This window comes from Pedobacter sp. W3I1 (assembly GCF_030816015.1).
Taxonomy (GTDB): domain Bacteria; phylum Bacteroidota; class Bacteroidia; order Sphingobacteriales; family Sphingobacteriaceae; genus Pedobacter.
Genome location: NZ_JAUSXN010000001.1, coordinates 5,465,369 through 5,483,145 on the forward strand (window position 1 = coordinate 5,465,369; position 17,777 = coordinate 5,483,145).

Here is a 17,777-nt window from a genome sequence, read left to right on the forward strand (position 1 = left end):
CCATCTTCATATCCGTTATGCTTTCGCTCTATTGCTATTGCACACCGTTTCTTCTGGGTGTTTCTTTTTTTCTCTTTTTTTTATAAAGTATTTAGTATCAAGTATCAGGTTAATTAATGTAAGGCCTTAAACCCTATACCTTTTACCTTCAGCCTTATTACCCTCTACCTTAATTAGAAATATCATGTTGCGTGGCGAGTAGGCGGTGCTACTCCAGAAAGGAGGTATTCCAGCCGCACCTTCCGGTACGGCTACCTTGTTACGACTTAGCCCCAGTTATCGGTTTTACCCTAGGACGCTCCTTGCGGTTACATACTTTAGGTACCCCCAACTTCCATGGCTTGACGGGCGGTGTGTACAAGGCCCGGGAACGTATTCACCGCGTCATTGCTGATACGCGATTACTAGCGAATCCAACTTCATGGGGTCGAGTTGCAGACCCCAATCCGAACTGTGAATGGCTTTGTGAGATTCGCATCATATTGCTATGTAGCTGCCCTCTGTACCATCCATTGTAGCACGTGTGTAGCCCCGGACGTAAGGGCCATGATGACTTGACGTCGTCCCCTCCTTCCTCTCTGTTTGCACAGGCAGTCTGTTTAGAGTCCCCACCTTAACGTGCTGGCAACTAAACATAGGGGTTGCGCTCGTTGCGGGACTTAACCCAACACCTCACGGCACGAGCTGACGACAGCCATGCAGCACCTAGTTTCGTGTGATTGCTCACTTATCCATCTCTGGATAATTCACTAACTTTCAAGCCCGGGTAAGGTTCCTCGCGTATCATCGAATTAAACCACATGCTCCTCCGCTTGTGCGGGCCCCCGTCAATTCCTTTGAGTTTCAATCTTGCGACCGTACTCCCCAGGTGGAACACTTAACGCTTTCGCTTAGCCGCTGACTGTGTATCGCCAACAGCGAGTGTTCATCGTTTAGGGCGTGGACTACCAGGGTATCTAATCCTGTTTGATCCCCACGCTTTCGTGCCTCAGCGTCAATTAAACCATAGTAAGCTGCCTTCGCAATCGGTGTTCTGAGACATATCTATGCATTTCACCGCTACTTGTCTCATTCCGCCTACCTCTAGTCCATTCAAGCCCATCAGTATCAAGGGCACTGCGATAGTTGAGCTACCGTCTTTCACCCCTGACTTAACAGGCCGCCTACGCACCCTTTAAACCCAATAAATCCGGATAACGCTTGGATCCTCCGTATTACCGCGGCTGCTGGCACGGAGTTAGCCGATCCTTATTCTTCCGGTACATTCAGCTCTCTACACGTAGAAAGGTTTATTCCCGGATAAAAGCAGTTTACAACCCATAGGGCAGTCTTCCTGCACGCGGCATGGCTGGTTCAGAGTTGCCTCCATTGACCAATATTCCTTACTGCTGCCTCCCGTAGGAGTCTGGTCCGTGTCTCAGTACCAGTGTGGGGGGTCATCCTCTCAGATCCCCTAGTCATCGTCGCCTTGGTGGGCCGTTACCCCGCCAACTAGCTAATGACACGCATGCCCATCTCAATCCCATAAATGTTTGATCATTACACAATGCTGTGCTGTGATTTTATGCGGTATTAATCCGGATTTCTCCGGGCTATCCCCCTGATTAAGGTAGGTTGCATACGCGTTACGCACCCGTGCGCCACTTTCATATCCAGCAAGCTGGATAATCTCGTTCGACTTGCATGTATTAGGCCTGCCGCTAGCGTTCATCCTGAGCCAGGATCAAACTCTCCATTGTAAAATGTGTTGTAAGATGCTGACCAGTTTTAACTATTGTTAAAAATAGTCTTCTTTTTTGTTATGTTGTCTGTTAGACACCACCTTTAAAATAAAGCTACGTAATCATGTACTTTGATCAGTACTCCATTACCTCGCTACGCTACATTGACATCTCTTTTAAGAACTTTGTGACCGTTAACCTCACGGTTGGTCTTTATATATCGTCGGTTTCAGTTTCAGCCGGTCTTGTTCGTCCAGCCTGTGTTTCATCCCGTTTCAATCTTTTTTTTCTATCTTCCCGACATCCGCCGTTCCGATTATTTTCCCTTTACTTATCGTTGGGAGTGCAAAGGTAAGGATCTTTTTGGAAATCACAAATAAAATAAATTTTATTTTCTGATCTTCTTTTTCTTCCCCTTCCCTTATTTCAATACGCTAATTTGATTTAGCTTTCCGTTCTTCCGAACCGGGCTGCAAAGGTAACAATCTTTTCCTCACTCGCAAGATCTATTTTAAAATAAATCCGTTCTCCTTATCACCCTGCCATCTTTTCATTAAAACCCTTCCTCCGAAGCGGGATGCAAAAGTAGGAAATTTTATCGCCCCTGCAAAGCTTTTTTATAGAATGATATGAGGTTTAACGTAAACACATGGTTCTCAACAAGAAAAAATGTTACCATGGGTAAATTTTTTGAGCGAAAAGGTGTTTCGGGTGACCTCCCCTTTCAGACTTCCGGGGTTTTCCTGCGCCCTGCCGTTTAAAACCCCGGAAGTCCCTGCCAGCTAAACCCGATTGGAATGAAAAGCCCACAGCGTAGCGAGGACTTGTAATGAAAAGCGGGAACAAACCTATATAATAGCACAGAACCTGCTTTTCAAAAAAAAAACGACTACGCTATATATAGTATAAGAATATTAAGGGCAGCACGAATAGACTTCAGAAATTCCCTCTGCGCCTAGCCCATTAAAACTTCGGAAGCATCCGATACATATATATAGTATAAGCAGCAAACAAATTGTCCCATGATAGACACCCGTTGCTTCAATTACCATGCTAATTGGTAAATGCTCCTTTCTATTGCGATTTAACCAGTCTACAAAAGATTCGAAGCCCAAGTTTAAATTTGTAAATTTGTGGCTCGATTTTATCTTAATCGACTATTCTGTATCAATACAGATAGGCAGCAATGAAAATCATTTTTAGATACATCAATACCAATTGAATACTTTAAGTTACTCATAGTTAAATTAGATAATCAGTAAACGCGCTCTTAGTCTTTGCTCACAGGAATAGCTGATCCAAATACAATCAATGGTCAATAAGTACTGTTCAGACTTTAAGAAGTAAAAAAGGGAAGATAATCCTTTTACATCGACATCTTTGACATTTCGTGTCTAGCGGGACCTCAACTTGCCTCCCTTCTCTGATTATTATATTATAAAATATAAAGGTAAGAGTGAGAGTACAAGCCGCCAAGAATTACTACACAGTCATTTTCCAAAAAAAAATATGCATAAAAAAGCCGTCAACGATATGAACCGGGACGGCTTTTAAATAATTTTATCTTAGTTATTTAATGTTAACCGGAACTGAGATTTTATCCCATTCTAAAGCGAAGCCGCTTTTGGTTATTTTGTAAACCAAACGTTCTTGTGTAGCTTTTAATGCTTTCGTTTTAACATCAACACGTAAGGCATCTTTAGCTTCTTCGTATTTGTAAGCGCCCCACTGTTTTGGCTCTTTGTTAAAGATAGCTGTCCAGGTTCCGCTTTCTTTAGGGATTAAAAAGAAGCTGTATTTTCCAGCTGCCAAAGCTTTGCCTTCAACTAAAATGTCTTTATCGGTTTCGAAAGTAGTAGCCTCGTTTGCACCTGCACGCCATACTTTATCAAAGGCTTCTAAACCGCCCCAGATTTTACGTCCTTTTACTGCCGGACTGCTGTAGTTGATGGTAATGGTGGCACCTTTAACTTTCCCTGTTACTGTAGCCGCAGGACTTGGCTTAGGCTGAGCATCTTGTGCCATTGCACTTACAGAAATAGTAATTGCTGTAAATAGCAACGCGATTGATTTAATCATCGTTTTCATAGTATTGTATTTATCTGTTTTTGTTGTTTTTGATTTTACGAATTTATGGCTTTAGGTTGATAAAAACTATAATCCTGGTGCCGAAAAAAATTGAGCGTAACTTTTACTGTTTTTAAGTTGTAGATCGAGCCGCATTATTTCTTTATTCCAACAAATCTGATTACCGAGCCTTGTCCGTTATGAAACAAGCCTTCATTCAATTCGATTTCTTTTTCTTCCAGTACGATAATCTCATAATTTTCGAAATCAGATTTTATTTCTTCGATCGAAAAGAGCATATCGATTTCTTTCGGTCCACCAACTTTTTCATTTTTGGCAAGATAATCAAGGTGTTTCTTGCTAAAAGCTTCAAAAATAACCAAACCACCCTTGCGTAAATAATTGCTCAGTGTTTTGTGGTAGGTTGATTTAATTGCCGATGGAAAGTGTGCATAAATCAAGGCAAGGGCATCAAACTGTTCAGCTTTATAGTCCAGCTCCTGAAGTTCGCCCATCTGGTAATCAATGCTAACATTATTGTCTTCTGCGAGTTGAATTGCTTTGTTTTTTCCTTCAATGCTGATATCAAAAGCCGAAACCTTCCAACCGAGTTTTGCTGCAAAAACAGCATTTCGGCCCTCGCCTTCTGCTGGAAAAAGTATAGATCCGGTCTTGAGCTGTGTCAACTGCTCTTTTAAATAGTTATTCGGTTGTTCACCATAAGCAAACTCATTGTTACTATATCGGTCATTCCACCTATCAACCCAAGCTTCGTTCATATTTAGCGTTATCTATTTTGTCTAAAATAAAGGTATCAAATTTCAGGTTTGCGCTTAGGAAACAAATATCTGCTTCAAGTAAAATTATTTTATCTGTCGGCTACGGTCTTTGGGCTGGAAAACAAGAGGCCAACTACCGAAAACATCATTACTGCTGCTGCGCCGATTACATTGAGCCATAGGAATGAAACAATATCGAATTCATATACAGCGACAACGGTAATTTCGGATAAGATGGCCGCAATAAATACGATAGGTCCGTTTATCTTTTTAAAATAAAATGCCACCAAAAAAATACCCAGAATGGGTCCATAAAAAAGCGAACCCAGTACATTAACAGCTTCTATTAGCGAGCCCATTTGTGTTGCAAACATGGCAACAGCTATTGAAAAAATACCCCAGGCCAAAGTGTGCAAACGGCTATATTTAAGTTCGGTTTCGTCATCTACTTCTTTTTTACCAAAAATGAGGTGTACATCTTTTAAGGAACAGGCAGCCAGGGAATTCAGCGCTGCAGAAATAGAGCCCCAGCTGGCCAAAAAGATAACCGCGAAAAGCAGACCGATCATCCCAACCGGAAGGGTATTTTTTACAAAGTATAAAAAGATATAATTGGTATCGGTTTTCTCTGCATTATAATTCGATTTGTTAATAGCCTCCTCTACCCTGCCGTGCAGTTCTTTCACCTGCTTTTGGGTCGATTTAAAATTCGCTATCGAAGAATTCAGAGATGGTGATTGCTTTTCCTTTTCTACAAGGATATTTTTTGATTGCTGGTTAAATTTCTGCGCTAAAGCATCGTGTTCTTTTTCGAAAGCGGCCGCCTTTTGGGGCTGCGTTTCTTTTAAATACTGATAGGAGCGTTCATTGAAATAAATTGGTGCCGGTTTTAACGAGAAGAAAGCAAACAATAACGCGCCGATTAAGAGGATAGCGAACTGCATCGGGATTTTAACCAATCCGTTCAACAGTAATCCCATTTTAGCATTAGTATTGTCTTTCGCGGTAATGTATCTTCCCACCTGGCTCTGATCGGTACCGAAGTAAGAAAGGGCAAGGAAAAAGCCCCCAATTAAACCACTCCAGATATTGTATTTATCCTTCCAATCGAATTCGGTGGTAATTACATTTAATTTACCCGATTTCCCGGCCAGGTAAAGCGCATCTTTAAATCCGATTCCGTTAGGCATATTCTGTACCAAAAGATATCCGGCAAAGGCCATTGTTCCTAAAATGATCAAAAATTGCAGTTTCTGTGTGTGTGCAATTGCTTTTGCACCACCAACATAAGTATAAATCAATAGAATCCCACCGGTAAGGATGTTGGTTAAATAAATATTCCAGTTTAAAACACTGGAGAGGATAATACTTGGTGCATAAATACTAATCCCGGTCGATAATCCCCGCGAGAACAGAAACAGCAATGAAGTTAAAACCCTTGTTTTTTTATCGAAACGGTTCTCTAGGTATTCGTATGCCGTATATACATTCAATCGTTGAAAAATCGGGATGAAAGTAATACAGATAACAATCATTGCCAACGGCAAACCAAAATAATACTGTACGAAGCGCATCCCATCGGTATAAGCCTGCCCGGGCGCTGATAAAAAAGTAATGGCACTGGCCTGTGTAGCCATAATACCTAAAAGCACAATATACCAGGGCATTTTATTATCGGCCTTTAAATAGGATGCATTGCTTTTTTGCCCGCGACCAATAAAAACACCATATGTTACCACAACTAGCAAGGTAAATATCAATACTGCCCAATCGATATTACTCATGCCCAGAATTTAGTAAACAGATAATAAAATACAATCTGAAATACCAGCGCCAAAGCGAGTAAAATATACCAGGTATTCCAGTTTTTGAATTGATTTTTCATTTTTAAGGACAACATTCTGAAAAATTAGATCACAAAATGACAACTACATTCAAAAGTCCTTGATTGGTTATACTTTGTTAATCTCATCTTCAAAAAATGATGAAATTGTTTTAATATTTGTCTTGCCGATCTTTTCTATCATCAATAAATCTTGATCTCCAGTTAATAAGAAGTCAGCTTTCCCATCAACTGCAAGTGAAAGTAAAAAATTGTCCTTTGCATCTCGACAAATTTCAATTTTAGATTTGACTACAATGAATTCTCCATATTCATCTATAGTTTCAAGTAATTCTTCAATGTCTGTTTGAGCAAAATAACGCCTAAACTTTGGCCGCTTAACAACTTCAAGAAATTCTTCTAATAGTTCTTGGCTAAAGATTAAAATGCTCTTTTTCGAGAAAATTATTTCATCAAGTTTGGAAAAATCTTTTGAGATTAGAAAGCTAATCCAAAGATTAGTATCGAGAATTATCCTACTTTTCAGATTTTGCATAACGTTTAGATCTAACCAACTCTACTTCATTTGTTATTTCTTCGAATGTAGGGATGGTTTGAGATTTAGAACGTAGTTTTTTCAATACCTCTGCAAATCCATTTTTGGAAACATCTTGAATAGCAATAAGTTTTAAAGCAGCTAAGTCTTTCAATAATTTAGTAGCTTTTGGGTTTAATATGTTAATTCGCATCGTGTCCATATTCAAATTTAAATAAAAGAAACTAATTTTCCTTGTTTCCGCCTTTAGTTATCGTCTATTTCCCAGCCGATAAAAAGTTAAAGAACAATCTGGTTGCACCAACATTTCCGGCAGGCAATTGCCTGAAAAAGGCTAATGGTGTATAAATAAAATTCCCTTTTCCAAATTTCGCGTATAGGGTTGATCCCTGAAGCGGTTCTTCATCAGTATCGTGCATTTCGAAAAGCGGTTCATATTTGGCATCCCACTTATCAGGAAAATAAGCACCCCGTTCCTGCACCCAACCTTTAAAATCTTCGGCGGTAATTTTATTCGGGTAGTTTAACAGCTTATGTTCAGGTTTCAAAAATTTAACTTCCGCATTTTCTTCGGTTACCCTTTTGCCACTGATGCTAAAAGGATAGATTCCAAAATCCTGCAGTGCCATATCTTGTGTGGTATTGTACTGCATTACAATGGTTCCACCGTTTTCAACATAACTGCGTAAAGCAACTTGCCAGTTTTTAATTCTTTTTTCGGTGTTGATTACCCTTACTCCCGTTACCAGGGCATCGTAGCTGGCCAGTTTTGCCGTGTTTAGGATATCGGCTTCAGTCAATACATCAACCTGTAAACCGGCCTGTCGCAAAAATTCGGGAATCAGATCTCCTGCACCTTCAATATACCCCACTTTTTTGGCCAGCACCTTTACGTCTCCTTTAATCAACCAGGTTGTGGCCGGAACAAAATACTGCAGGGTTGGCAAATGAGGATATTGAATTAATACCTGTCCTTTTGAATATTCATTCGCTTCTGATGAAAAAACAGCTTCCAGTTTATTCTGGCTGGCTTTAATTCTGGCTAAATCTTCAATTGGCAAAAGGAAATTCATGATATTAATGGTGTTCTCTGCAAGGTTGATTCCCTGAAAGGTTTTCACTACCTGGTTGCCGATTTTGAAAGTAATCTTGCCGTAATTAATGTTCTTATTAGCCTTTAAGCGAAGGCTGACATTTAAAGCTTCTTTTTCTTTAGCAAAATAAACAGGCTCACTAAAACTTAAATCGAGTACAGGGATAATCCTCAGGGCTTCTACCACATCACCTTTAACAGGATCTAATTTTTTATAAGATAAAGGCAATCTGATCTCAAATTTTTCCGATTCGATTTTCAGCGACAACAGTACATTAACGGGCGATTGCATTTCCGGAAGTCCGATTAATGTATCATTTGCCACACTGAAAGTTGCCGCATCTTTTGCAGGCTTGGCTAACCAATAAGGTTCAGTAGGCGCTACATTTGCAGGAATCTGAATCTTGCGTTCAATGGTAATCAGCGAGTCGTTGGCCAGCTTTCTATTTAAATTATCCGTTTGGTTTAACCAATTCACACTTTCTATAGTTACGGGCGTAGCCGATCTTGAAATTAAGTTTAAACGAAAATTATAACTGTTGCCGGCAATCGCTTCAGGTTGATTGGTTACCACTTCGCCCATAAAACCTACGCAGCTTAAAATAATATTATCAATAGCAGCCAGTTTATCTTTTCTCAACGCTACATCCTGCAATTCGGCTATTTTCTTTCTCAGCATCAACAGTCCGTGCAGACTCTTATCGGGTTGGTTATAATTGAAAGATAATAAGATAATATCAATCAGTTCATCAATATCCCCAATACCTTTATCTGACCAGTTGATGCTTAAGCCATCAAAAAGAGTTCTCTTGGCAGGATCGCCCAAAACATGGGTAAAATAATCTGAACGTACTCCGGCTACCGATTGTGTTCCTGCCCCCTGACTTTTGTGCAAGCTCCTGCTTAATCCTGCTAACTCACCATAACCCATTCCCAATTGCGCATCGTATTGACCAACGGTTGCCTTTAATTGATTTTCGGCTGTTGTATTTACCGAACCAAACCTAAAAGTATTCCACAACAATCTTTTTGGCTGCCAAACAGAAACATATTTAAGCTGATTGGGAAACATATTTTTATCGGCAGCAGCCTTAAATGCTTTCTCCGCAACAACAGCAGAAGCTGCATGTTGTCCATGACCCGCAGCAGCGGTTGGCGGGAAGCGGCAGATAATCACATCGGGCCTAAATTTTCTGATCACCCAAACCACATCAGCTGTAATGCTATCGGCATCCCACTGTTTAAAAGTATCGTTGGTATTCTTAGAAAAGCCGAAATCAATTGCCCTGGTGAAAAATTGTTGTGCACCGTCTAATCTACGGGCTTCCAAAAGTTCGTGCGTTCTGATCAGGCCTAATGCCGCACCTTGTTCGGTGCCCAAAAGGTTTTGTCCACCGTCTCCCCTGGTAAGCGACAAATAAGCTGTTTCTACATTTTGGTCGTTAATCAGCCAGGATAATAGACCAGTATTCTCATCATCGGGGTGAGCAGCCAGGTATAAAACTTTCGGAAGATGTTTTAATGTTTTTATCTCTCTGTAAATTTCTGAAGATTTGGCTGGGCGTACTTGTTGGGCGACACAAAAAACTGCCAGAAAGCAAAATATGAATATTGCGGTTAGTCTCTTAAACATAGAATTTGTTTTGCAAAAACCAAATATGCTCAAAAAGCTTTTACTTTGATGCCTCGGAAACGAAAAAGGTACAAAATAAGTCCGGAGTTGAGAGTCCGAAGTCCAAAGTGCAAAGCTTAAAGACCAAAGCCATTTAAAGAACCATCCACTTGTCAGTCTGAGGGGTAATTTATTGTATAAAAATCAATATGAATAACATGAGATTTTAAAGAGATAAATCTCCTCAGATTATCGTCATTGCGAGAAGGCTTTTTCAGCCGACGAAGCAATCTTTATAGCAAGATCACTAGCAGGAAAGATTGCTTCGTCGTTCCTCCTCGCAATGACGACCTTTCTATAGGAAGCTGTCAATGATAGTGTAGTCGAAGAAGAAAAAATATCAACCCGTGGTCTGTGTCCCCACAGACCACTCATTTCTATATCCTTTCGTTCTGTGAGGACACAGACCGAGGAAGACGAGCAAAAACCCAAAAACCGCCAAACGATAAACATTAACCAGTTAACCTCACAAAAACGTTTTTGCTCAAATTTTATCTACCTCATCATCTTTCGGTATTTTTATACTTAATATTGCAGCATAAATTTTACCTATGAATGGCATGGTGCTCATCATCGATGATGAAAAGAAAATCTGCAGTTTACTTTCCAGGATTATAGAATTAGAGGGTTTTAAAACCTTACAGGCCAACACTGGAAAAGACGGCCTTAAATTACTTAAAAGCAACGATGTTAGCATTGTCATTAGTGATGTAAAACTACCTGATGTTAATGGGGTTGCACTGGTTAAGGATATTAAAGCTATAAAATCTTATGTCGAAATTATAAACCTTACCGCTTACGGTACCATTGCCGACGGCGTTTTGGCTATTAAAAACGGAGCATTTGATTACCTTGTAAAAGGTGATGATAATGACAAGATTATTCCGCTTTTGTACAAGGCGATGGATAAATCAAATCTGCAGCGCAGGATTTCCGACCTGGAAAACAAAATCGCTAAAAAACATAGTTTCCAAACCATTATTGGTCAATCAAAGCCTTTGATGGAAGCGATCGATCTGGCTAAAAAAGTAAGCGCAACCGACACTACTGTTTTGTTACTGGGCGAAACAGGAACTGGAAAAGAAGTTTTCGCTCAATCTATTCATTACGAAAGCCCAAGGGCTGTAAAACCTTTTGTGGCCTTAAATTGCAGCGGTTTTAGTCCGGATTTATTGGAAAGCGAATTATTCGGATACAAAGCGGGGGCTTTTACGGGTGCCAATAAAGACAAAAAAGGACTATTAGAAGAAGCGAACGGTGGCACATTGTTACTGGATGAAATCGGCGAGATGAACCTCGATTTACAGGCAAAATTATTACGTGTACTCGAAAGCCAGACTTTTATCAAAGTGGGCGATACCCAAACACAACAAGTAAACGTCCGGATTTTAGCAGCCACAAATAAAGATTTAAAAGCTGATTCGTCATCGGGAAAATTCCGATCCGATCTCTATTACCGGCTTTCAGTTTTTACCATCACCTTACCGCCGCTACGCCAGCGAAAAGCAGACATTCCTGCATTGGCAAAGCACTACCTGAAAGAATTTGCCGATAAGGTAAACCGATCAACACCAAAACTGGATGATAAAATCTTATCTATATTAAGTGATCATAACTGGAAAGGAAATATCCGCGAACTTAAAAATGTGATTGAACGTTTGGTCATCCTGTCAGATGGTGATACTTTGAGCGCTACTGCCTTACCGCCAGAATTTTTTGAATTTGCACCGGTAGAAAACGATTATAATCTACAACAAATAGAAAAACAGCACATCCAAAAAGTACTTATCCATACCAAAGGGAATAAAACCGAAACTTCGAGGCTCCTGGGTATCGGTCTAACTACGCTTTATCGTAAAATAGAGGAGTATCAGATTAAAGAAATTTAAAGGATGAAAGGTAAAAGTTAGAAGGTTGAAGGTTGGAAAGTTTGTCGTGCTGTCAGAAAAGTTTTTTATTTGTTGAAAGGTTGGAAGGTTTAAAGGTTGCAAACTCACCCAGCGGATTAAGATTTAGCTGAAGCCATTTTTAATGAGCAAACGGGATTTTCATTTTTTCACTCGTCTCAAATCTAAAATCTCACTTCTCCCTAAGCGCCAAACCTGATCCATTTATCACCTTCGTGGCCAAAGATAAAAGAACCTGGATGTAACATTTCGGCAATATCCTCAATAAGCGAAACAGCATTTTCAGCAGTTCTTTCGCGATTAACATCATCATTCAATAAAATGATGCGGTTGTTCTGTACGGCCTGCCAGTCTGTATTTAATGCTGCCGGAACTTCTCTCATTAAATCCGTCAGGGTTTTACCGGGTTGATAATAAATAATAAAAACAGCACTCAGAATATCTGTTTCTACCATCCCCCCTGCCATCGAAATTTCTTCCGATAAAAGATAAGTTGGATTATTACCAGTATCTAAACAGGCTACAGGCATTTTATCCATAAATTTAATTTTATGCTCTACTAAATCTAAACGTTCCTGTAATTCTTCCTGTTTAGTAGCATCAAGGCCAATAAATAAATCGTTTAAAAAAGACATCTGCATTAAATTTATTAATTTGTGCAAAAATAACATTCCTGATCGCATGCGAGGCTCATTTAATTATATATTTTGGTTTTTTTGTGTAGGCTTATTCTTTTCATGTAAGGAGAATACTGATCATCAAGATAAAAAAGTCTTCAATATCAATCTCGATCAGGGTTTAACCTCTATTGATCCGGCCTTTGCGCGCAACCAGAATGCGATCTGGATAACCAACCAGATTTTTAATGGTTTGGTACAGATCGATTCGTCCTTGCAAACCCTCCCTTGCATAGCCAAAAGCTGGCAGGTTTCAGAAGATGCGTTAACATATACTTTTAATCTGCGTAATGATGTTTACTTTCATGATGACCCGATTTTTAAAAATGGAAAAGGAAGGAAAGTTGTGTCCAGCGATTTTGTATATAGTTTTTATCGCTTAATTGATCCAAAAGTAGCTTCGTCAGGTGGATGGATTTTTAGTGATAAAGTGAAGGATAAACATAATTTTATTGCTTTAAACGATTCTACTTTCCAGATCAAGCTGGTGCGTCCTTTCCCGCCCTTTATGAGTTTGCTCACTACACAATATTGCTCTGTTGTACCGAAAGAAGTTGTAGAACATTACGGTAAAGATTTCAGGAGTCATCCTGTCGGCACCGGACCCTTCAGATTTAAATACTGGAAAGAAGGCGAAATACTGGTGCTTTTAAAAAACGAGCATTATTTTGAAAAAGATGCCAAAGGAATAGCACTACCCTACCTTGATGCCGTAAAAGCCAGTTTCATTACCGATAAACAGAGCGGTTTTATGAGTTTCCTGAAAAAGGACCTGGATTTCTATTATAATGTAGACGGCAGTTACCGCGATGATATCCTGACCAAAAGCGGAAAGATGACCTCGAAATACAAAGGAAAATTTACATTAACCAAAAGCCCATATCTGTGTACCGAGTATGTTGGTATATTGGTTGATACCAATCTTTCGATTGTGAAGAAATCGCCATTGCGCTTAAAAAAAATCAGACAGGCCATTAATTATGCTATAGACCGTGATCGATTAATTAAATACTTAAGGAATGGCATTGGCATAGCCGCAACATCTGGTTTCATTCCTAAAGGCATGCCTGGTTTTGATAGTTTAGCTGTTAGAGGATATGCCTATAACCCAAAACTTGCTGCCAAACTTTTGGAGGAGGCAGGTTTTCCTGAAGGAAAAGGCATGGCAGAAGTAACGCTAAATACCACCACAACTTATAAAGACCTGATCGAATTTATCCAGGGCGAGCTTACTGCAGTAGGTATTAAAACTAAAATTGATGTGAGTCCAAGTGCCAGTTTAAGGGACTTAATGTCGAAAAACAATGTAAACTTTTTCCGTGGCTCGTGGCTGGCCGATTATGGCGATGGAGAGAATTTCCTTTCGATGTTTTATTCAAAAAACAAAGTCCCCTATGGACCAAATTATACCGCTTTTTACAACAAGGAATTCGATCAGCTGTTTGAGAAAAGCTATTACGAAACCAATAATGAAAAACGCTTTGAGCTGTACCGCAAAATGGACCAGATGGTAATGGATTATGCTCTTGTTGTACCTCTATTTTATGATCAATCCGTTGTAATGCTTCAGAACAATATTAGCGGATATTCGTTCAATCCATTGAGCTTGATGATCTTAAAACGGATTAAAAAGAAATAGAAGAATTGTCAACTTAAAAAGAAAGATCGTCACGACCGAAGCAACGCGGAGTGGAGATATCTTTGAAATATCTTATTGAAATCAAATTTAAAGATTTCTCCACTGCGGTCGAAATGACGATGCTGCTAATCGATTAACCTCTTTAAATTCCTCTGTTATTTATATAGATTTTATACAATAAATTACCCTCCAGGATGACCATGCACTTTGTTTTTCCTTTAATTAAAGTATTTACTTCTTATCCATCAGTTTCCGTGTGAGAAAATCGGCCGTTGCTTCACTGACCTTTAAACCGTTGGCAAATTTCATCCAATGATGGGTATCATCCGGAATGGCCAGAAATTCAAAACGGATTTTCCTGTCTTCAAAACGTTTGGCGAGATCAACACTCTGATTAAAGGCAACATTCCGGTCATCATCAGCATGGATAATTAGCGAAGGAGATGTCCAGGTAGCCACATAGCTCACTGGTGAAGATTCATCAGCTATCTTTGCAGCAAGTAGCGCGTCTGGGGCAGGCTTTCTTCCTTCCTGATCCTGACTTGAAAACCTATTGTTTACACCATGAATATCTACCCCGGCGACAAACAACTTAGAATCTTTACCAAGTGCCAATGCGGTTAAGTAGCCGCCATAAGAGCCCCCATAAATGCCTATTTTATCTTTGTTAATATTGGTCTGTGCAGCAAGCCACTCACCAGCGGCTTTAATATCCTGGTATTCTGACGCGCCTTGAGCACCTGCATTTATGGGTTTATGAAACTCATAACCATAGCCTATTCCTAAGCGGTAATTTACAGAGAGTACTGTAAAACCCAGGTTAACCAGGTATTGATTTAACGCATAATCGATCGAATAATAATCCATCGGGTTCCACCCCAAAAACATTTGCCGTTGTGGTCCACCATGAACATAAACAATTGCAGGATGGTTTTTGGCAGCCTTTTTTGGCGAGAACAATTGGCCGTAAACCATGTTTCCATCAGGGGCCTTAAAACTTACATGTTTGGGCACTACCATCTCTTTAAGCGGGAAATCCTGTGGGATAAGTGATTCGCCAATGAGATTTAATGTTTTTTTGGTGCTGATTATTGCCGGCAACAGCGGTCTTTCTGCAGTAGAACTCAGGCAGAAAAAGGTCTGGTTATCGCCTGCAATTACCGGATAAGCCTCTATTCCTTTGCCAAAACTTAGGGCCAGCATATCTGCTTTATCAACCGAAACTTTATAAATATGCCTTCTATCCAGATCATCTGCATCACCACCTGTATTGGCTGCAAAAACCACTGTTTTTTTATCATTGCTTAATTTGACGTTTTCTACGGCAAAATCTCCTGGAGTGAGTAATAAACGCTTCGATCCATCAGCATTTATGGAGTAAAGATGTGGCCAGCCATCCTCGTAAGAGGTAAAAATGATTTTGCCTGCTGCTCCCCACAGTAAATTTGCCCCACCATCTATTGAGGGATAAGAGCCCCTCAGCGTTTCGGGCGCTTTCCATATCTGTTTTCCCGCTCCGGTATTTACGTTAACAGTCCAGATTGCCCAGGGCTGATGTTTTTTGGTTAAGATAGAATCTGTTTCGCCCCCTGTTCCAGGTGTTCTTATAAAAGCAATATCATTGCCATCAGGCGACCATACAGGTGCATTATCTTTAGAAAAAGATGGCAACAGCCATTTGATTGGTGTTTGCTGATCGGTATAGATGCCCAGAAAAGCATGATCAGTACGGTTGGAAATAAAAGCAACTTTTTTCCCATCTGGCGACCATTTATAAGCACCGTTATTGCCTTTGGCATAAAATAAGCTTTTCGCTGCCGAGGAACCATCAACCGAACCGATCATCACTTGCCCGGCCTTGCTAAAAAGCACCTGTTTGCTATCGGGAGAGATAACCGGATTATCGCCTTCACCTATCTGAACCACTTTTCCGCCTTCAAAAGGAATGCTGAACACCTGAACTTTTGGGGCTATGGGAGATGAATTTGCATTAACCGGACCACCATCCCGACCCCCATGATCTCCCCCACGTACATACACAATCCATTTACCATCAGCAGAAATAGACATGCTGCTTAGCTCCTGTCCGTCATCATCGTTATAATCTGTAATTTTTATGGCTTTATAATCGGGTGCTTGCGCCATATAAATATTTCTTTTTCCTTGCTCATTGGCTGCCCATGCAATTTTAGAACCGACAGGCGAAGCTACTAACTGGGTAGGAAAAGGATAAGACAGAACCGACTTTAGGCTAAATGACTGTGCGAATATATTGGAGGTAGAAAGTAAAATAAACAGGATAAGCAGCGATTTTTTCATTCCTTAAGATTTTGAGATAAATTATAAAAAAAAGCCCTAATCATTAGATGATCAGGGCCCGGGAAACTATTTTTTATAAGATTGTTACTGATCCCACCACAATTTGGTTGTTCTTAACACATCTGCCGGAACGTTGGATCCATTTTTACTTCTTTCGCCCTGAGGATAATCCAGGCGACGAATAAACGTTGGAAGCGCAGCGTTAGCCGGCATACCAAAATCCTTGTACTTATAATCGAAACGGCGGGCATCATTCCAGGCTTCAGGATTTAAATAGGTTGCGATATACTTTTCCTTAAAAATGAGGTCTTTCGTTAAAGCCGCAGCACCAACATTAACTACAGGATTTGCCAGATAAGCATCTCTTGCAGTAGTCGAAACCGTTAATTTATCCATATTTGCACTAATACCAGCCAAATATGCTGCATAGGCTTTCGTTTTATCGGTATTCAAATAAGCTTCAGCTTCAATAAATTTCAGCTCTGCATAGGTAACAATAAGTACCGGAGAAGTATTGCTGGTCCATGGAGAGTTACTTGAGATATAACACTCATCTTTGGTTGTATTTGCTCCAGGCAATCTATTACCCGCACCATTTACAGTTCCGATATAAGTATTGTTAACGGTTTTATCGGTAATTTTTTCGATGCGTGGATCGAAAACGGTAAAAGTTACACCGTTCAAGGCATCAATCAACTGCTCAGAAAGCCATCCACCCAACGATTGCTGCGAATTAGATAGGGCCACATTGGCCCAGGGATTACGCTCTTTAAAAGTTGCCATACCTGCATCATCTGCATTTGCGGTAAAGGAATTACTCAACGCTGCCAATACTGCGGTAGGATTATATGAACTGGTTTTACTTATTTTGTTCAATAGCCTGGCTTTTAAAGCAAAAGCCATTTTCAGCCAGTTTGCTCTTTCGGTTGCGGGCGTTTTTCCATAAATTAAATCACTGGTAGGTGCCAGCTTAACTGTTGCGTTGGTTTTGGCAAGTTCAACAATGGCTTCATCTAAAAGTGCATTAGCCTGATTATAAACCTCCTGCTGTTTATCATATTTAGGCCGAAGATTATTGATATCAAAAGCCTGTGAAAATGGTGCATCTCCCCATAGATCATTAACCAAGGTAAGGTTATAAGCAATAATTACATCGGCTACGCCTTTATATTCGCTTGAACCTTGAGCTGTTGCCAGTTTTTTCATTTCATTAGCATCGGCCATCGCAAAATAAAGTGCATCCCAGGTAGCACTAAAATCTATTGCCTGGTAGGTATCTCCAGCGCCATTGGCAGTAGGATTGGCGGTATATTGCACATAAGGGGCAACAATACTTCCAATAAGGTAATTGTTATTCCCGATCTTGTAAGTTGATGTAGCCAGCAGCGCATTGAGCGTTGGCGCGGGAACCTGATTCGGATTATCGGATAACTTATCAAAATAATCGTCTTTACAGCCTTGCAAACCTAGGGTTGCAATTAAAGCTGTGCACAATGTATATTTTATAATTTTTTGCATCGTAATT

The 17,777-nt window shown here is 40.1% G+C and carries 11 protein-coding genes and 1 rRNA gene; 2 read left to right on the top strand and 10 right to left on the bottom strand.

Annotated features, from left to right (window positions below):
• Positions 1 to 217: 217 nt before the first annotated feature.
• From QF042_RS22400 to QF042_RS22430, 7 genes are all read right to left on the bottom strand, one after another.
• A 16S ribosomal RNA gene (locus tag QF042_RS22400) occupies positions 218 to 1,739 on the bottom strand.
• A gap of 1,551 nt (positions 1,740 to 3,290) precedes the next feature.
• The gene (locus QF042_RS22405; RefSeq protein ID WP_307532389.1) at positions 3,291 to 3,809 is read right to left on the bottom strand and encodes a DUF2911 domain-containing protein; all 519 of its coding nucleotides are present in this window, start codon (positions 3,807 to 3,809) and stop codon (positions 3,291 to 3,293) included.
• A 134-nt stretch (positions 3,810 to 3,943) separates the two neighbouring features.
• Entirely contained in the window at positions 3,944 to 4,567 is a 624-nt protein-coding gene (locus QF042_RS22410) for a bifunctional 2-polyprenyl-6-hydroxyphenol methylase/3-demethylubiquinol 3-O-methyltransferase UbiG (protein ID WP_307532390.1), read from the bottom strand.
• A gap of 89 nt (positions 4,568 to 4,656) precedes the next feature.
• A complete protein-coding gene (locus QF042_RS22415) occupies positions 4,657 to 6,351 on the bottom strand; it encodes a sodium:solute symporter (RefSeq protein ID WP_307532391.1) in 1,695 nt (564 codons plus the stop codon).
• 168 nt (positions 6,352 to 6,519) lie between these two features.
• Positions 6,520 to 6,945 carry a putative toxin-antitoxin system toxin component, PIN family gene (locus QF042_RS22420; RefSeq protein ID WP_307532392.1) on the bottom strand — a complete coding sequence of 142 codons (426 nt, stop codon included), beginning with the start codon at positions 6,943 to 6,945 and terminating at the stop codon, positions 6,520 to 6,522.
• Positions 6,926 to 7,147 carry a hypothetical protein gene (locus QF042_RS22425; protein ID WP_307532393.1) on the bottom strand — a complete coding sequence of 74 codons (222 nt, stop codon included), beginning with the start codon at positions 7,145 to 7,147 and terminating at the stop codon, positions 6,926 to 6,928. Before QF042_RS22425 ends, QF042_RS22420 begins: the two co-directional genes overlap by 20 nt.
• Positions 7,148 to 7,202: 55 nt before the next feature.
• Positions 7,203 to 9,671, bottom strand: coding sequence for a PIG-L family deacetylase (locus QF042_RS22430; protein ID WP_307532394.1), 2,469 nt, complete (start codon positions 9,669 to 9,671; stop codon positions 7,203 to 7,205).
• A 590-nt stretch (positions 9,672 to 10,261) separates the two neighbouring features.
• Between QF042_RS22430 and QF042_RS22435 the strand changes: the two genes are divergently transcribed.
• Positions 10,262 to 11,599 carry a sigma-54 dependent transcriptional regulator gene (locus tag QF042_RS22435; protein WP_307532395.1) on the top strand — a complete coding sequence of 446 codons (1,338 nt, stop codon included), beginning with the start codon at positions 10,262 to 10,264 and terminating at the stop codon, positions 11,597 to 11,599.
• Between the two features lie 200 nt (positions 11,600 to 11,799).
• Here QF042_RS22435 and QF042_RS22440 read toward each other — a convergent pair whose 3' ends face one another.
• Positions 11,800 to 12,252: a hypothetical protein gene (locus QF042_RS22440; protein ID WP_307532396.1), complete on the bottom strand. Its 453-nt coding sequence runs from the start codon at positions 12,250 to 12,252 to the stop codon at positions 11,800 to 11,802.
• A gap of 46 nt (positions 12,253 to 12,298) precedes the next feature.
• On the opposite strand from QF042_RS22440, the gene QF042_RS22445 reads away from it, so the two are divergent.
• Complete coding sequence (locus QF042_RS22445; RefSeq protein WP_307532397.1) at positions 12,299 to 13,933, top strand: ABC transporter substrate-binding protein; 1,635 nt, start codon at positions 12,299 to 12,301, stop codon at positions 13,931 to 13,933.
• A 231-nt stretch (positions 13,934 to 14,164) separates the two neighbouring features.
• Here QF042_RS22445 and QF042_RS22450 read toward each other — a convergent pair whose 3' ends face one another.
• Entirely contained in the window at positions 14,165 to 16,252 is a 2,088-nt protein-coding gene (locus QF042_RS22450; protein WP_307532398.1) for a prolyl oligopeptidase family serine peptidase, read from the bottom strand.
• Positions 16,253 to 16,336: 84 nt separating this feature from the next.
• Entirely contained in the window at positions 16,337 to 17,770 is a 1,434-nt protein-coding gene (locus QF042_RS22455) for a SusD/RagB family nutrient-binding outer membrane lipoprotein (protein ID WP_307532399.1), read from the bottom strand.
• Positions 17,771 to 17,777 lie beyond the last annotated feature (7 nt).

Coding starts and splice junctions, on each gene's coding strand:
- QF042_RS22445 (WP_307532397.1), top strand. CDS start 12,299: ATGCGAGGCTCATTTAATTATATATTTTGGTTTTTTTGTGTAGGCTTA.
- QF042_RS22430 (WP_307532394.1), bottom strand. CDS start 9,671: ATGTTTAAGAGACTAACCGCAATATTCATATTTTGCTTTCTGGCAGTT.
- QF042_RS22450 (WP_307532398.1), bottom strand. CDS start 16,252: ATGAAAAAATCGCTGCTTATCCTGTTTATTTTACTTTCTACCTCCAAT.
- QF042_RS22425 (WP_307532393.1), bottom strand. CDS start 7,147: ATGGACACGATGCGAATTAACATATTAAACCCAAAAGCTACTAAATTA.
- QF042_RS22435 (WP_307532395.1), top strand. CDS start 10,262: ATGAATGGCATGGTGCTCATCATCGATGATGAAAAGAAAATCTGCAGT.
- QF042_RS22420 (WP_307532392.1), bottom strand. CDS start 6,945: ATGCAAAATCTGAAAAGTAGGATAATTCTCGATACTAATCTTTGGATT.
- QF042_RS22440 (WP_307532396.1), bottom strand. CDS start 12,252: ATGTCTTTTTTAAACGATTTATTTATTGGCCTTGATGCTACTAAACAG.
- QF042_RS22405 (WP_307532389.1), bottom strand. CDS start 3,809: ATGAAAACGATGATTAAATCAATCGCGTTGCTATTTACAGCAATTACT.
- QF042_RS22410 (WP_307532390.1), bottom strand. CDS start 4,567: ATGAACGAAGCTTGGGTTGATAGGTGGAATGACCGATATAGTAACAAT.
- QF042_RS22415 (WP_307532391.1), bottom strand. CDS start 6,351: ATGAGTAATATCGATTGGGCAGTATTGATATTTACCTTGCTAGTTGTG.
- QF042_RS22455 (WP_307532399.1), bottom strand. CDS start 17,770: ATGCAAAAAATTATAAAATATACATTGTGCACAGCTTTAATTGCAACC.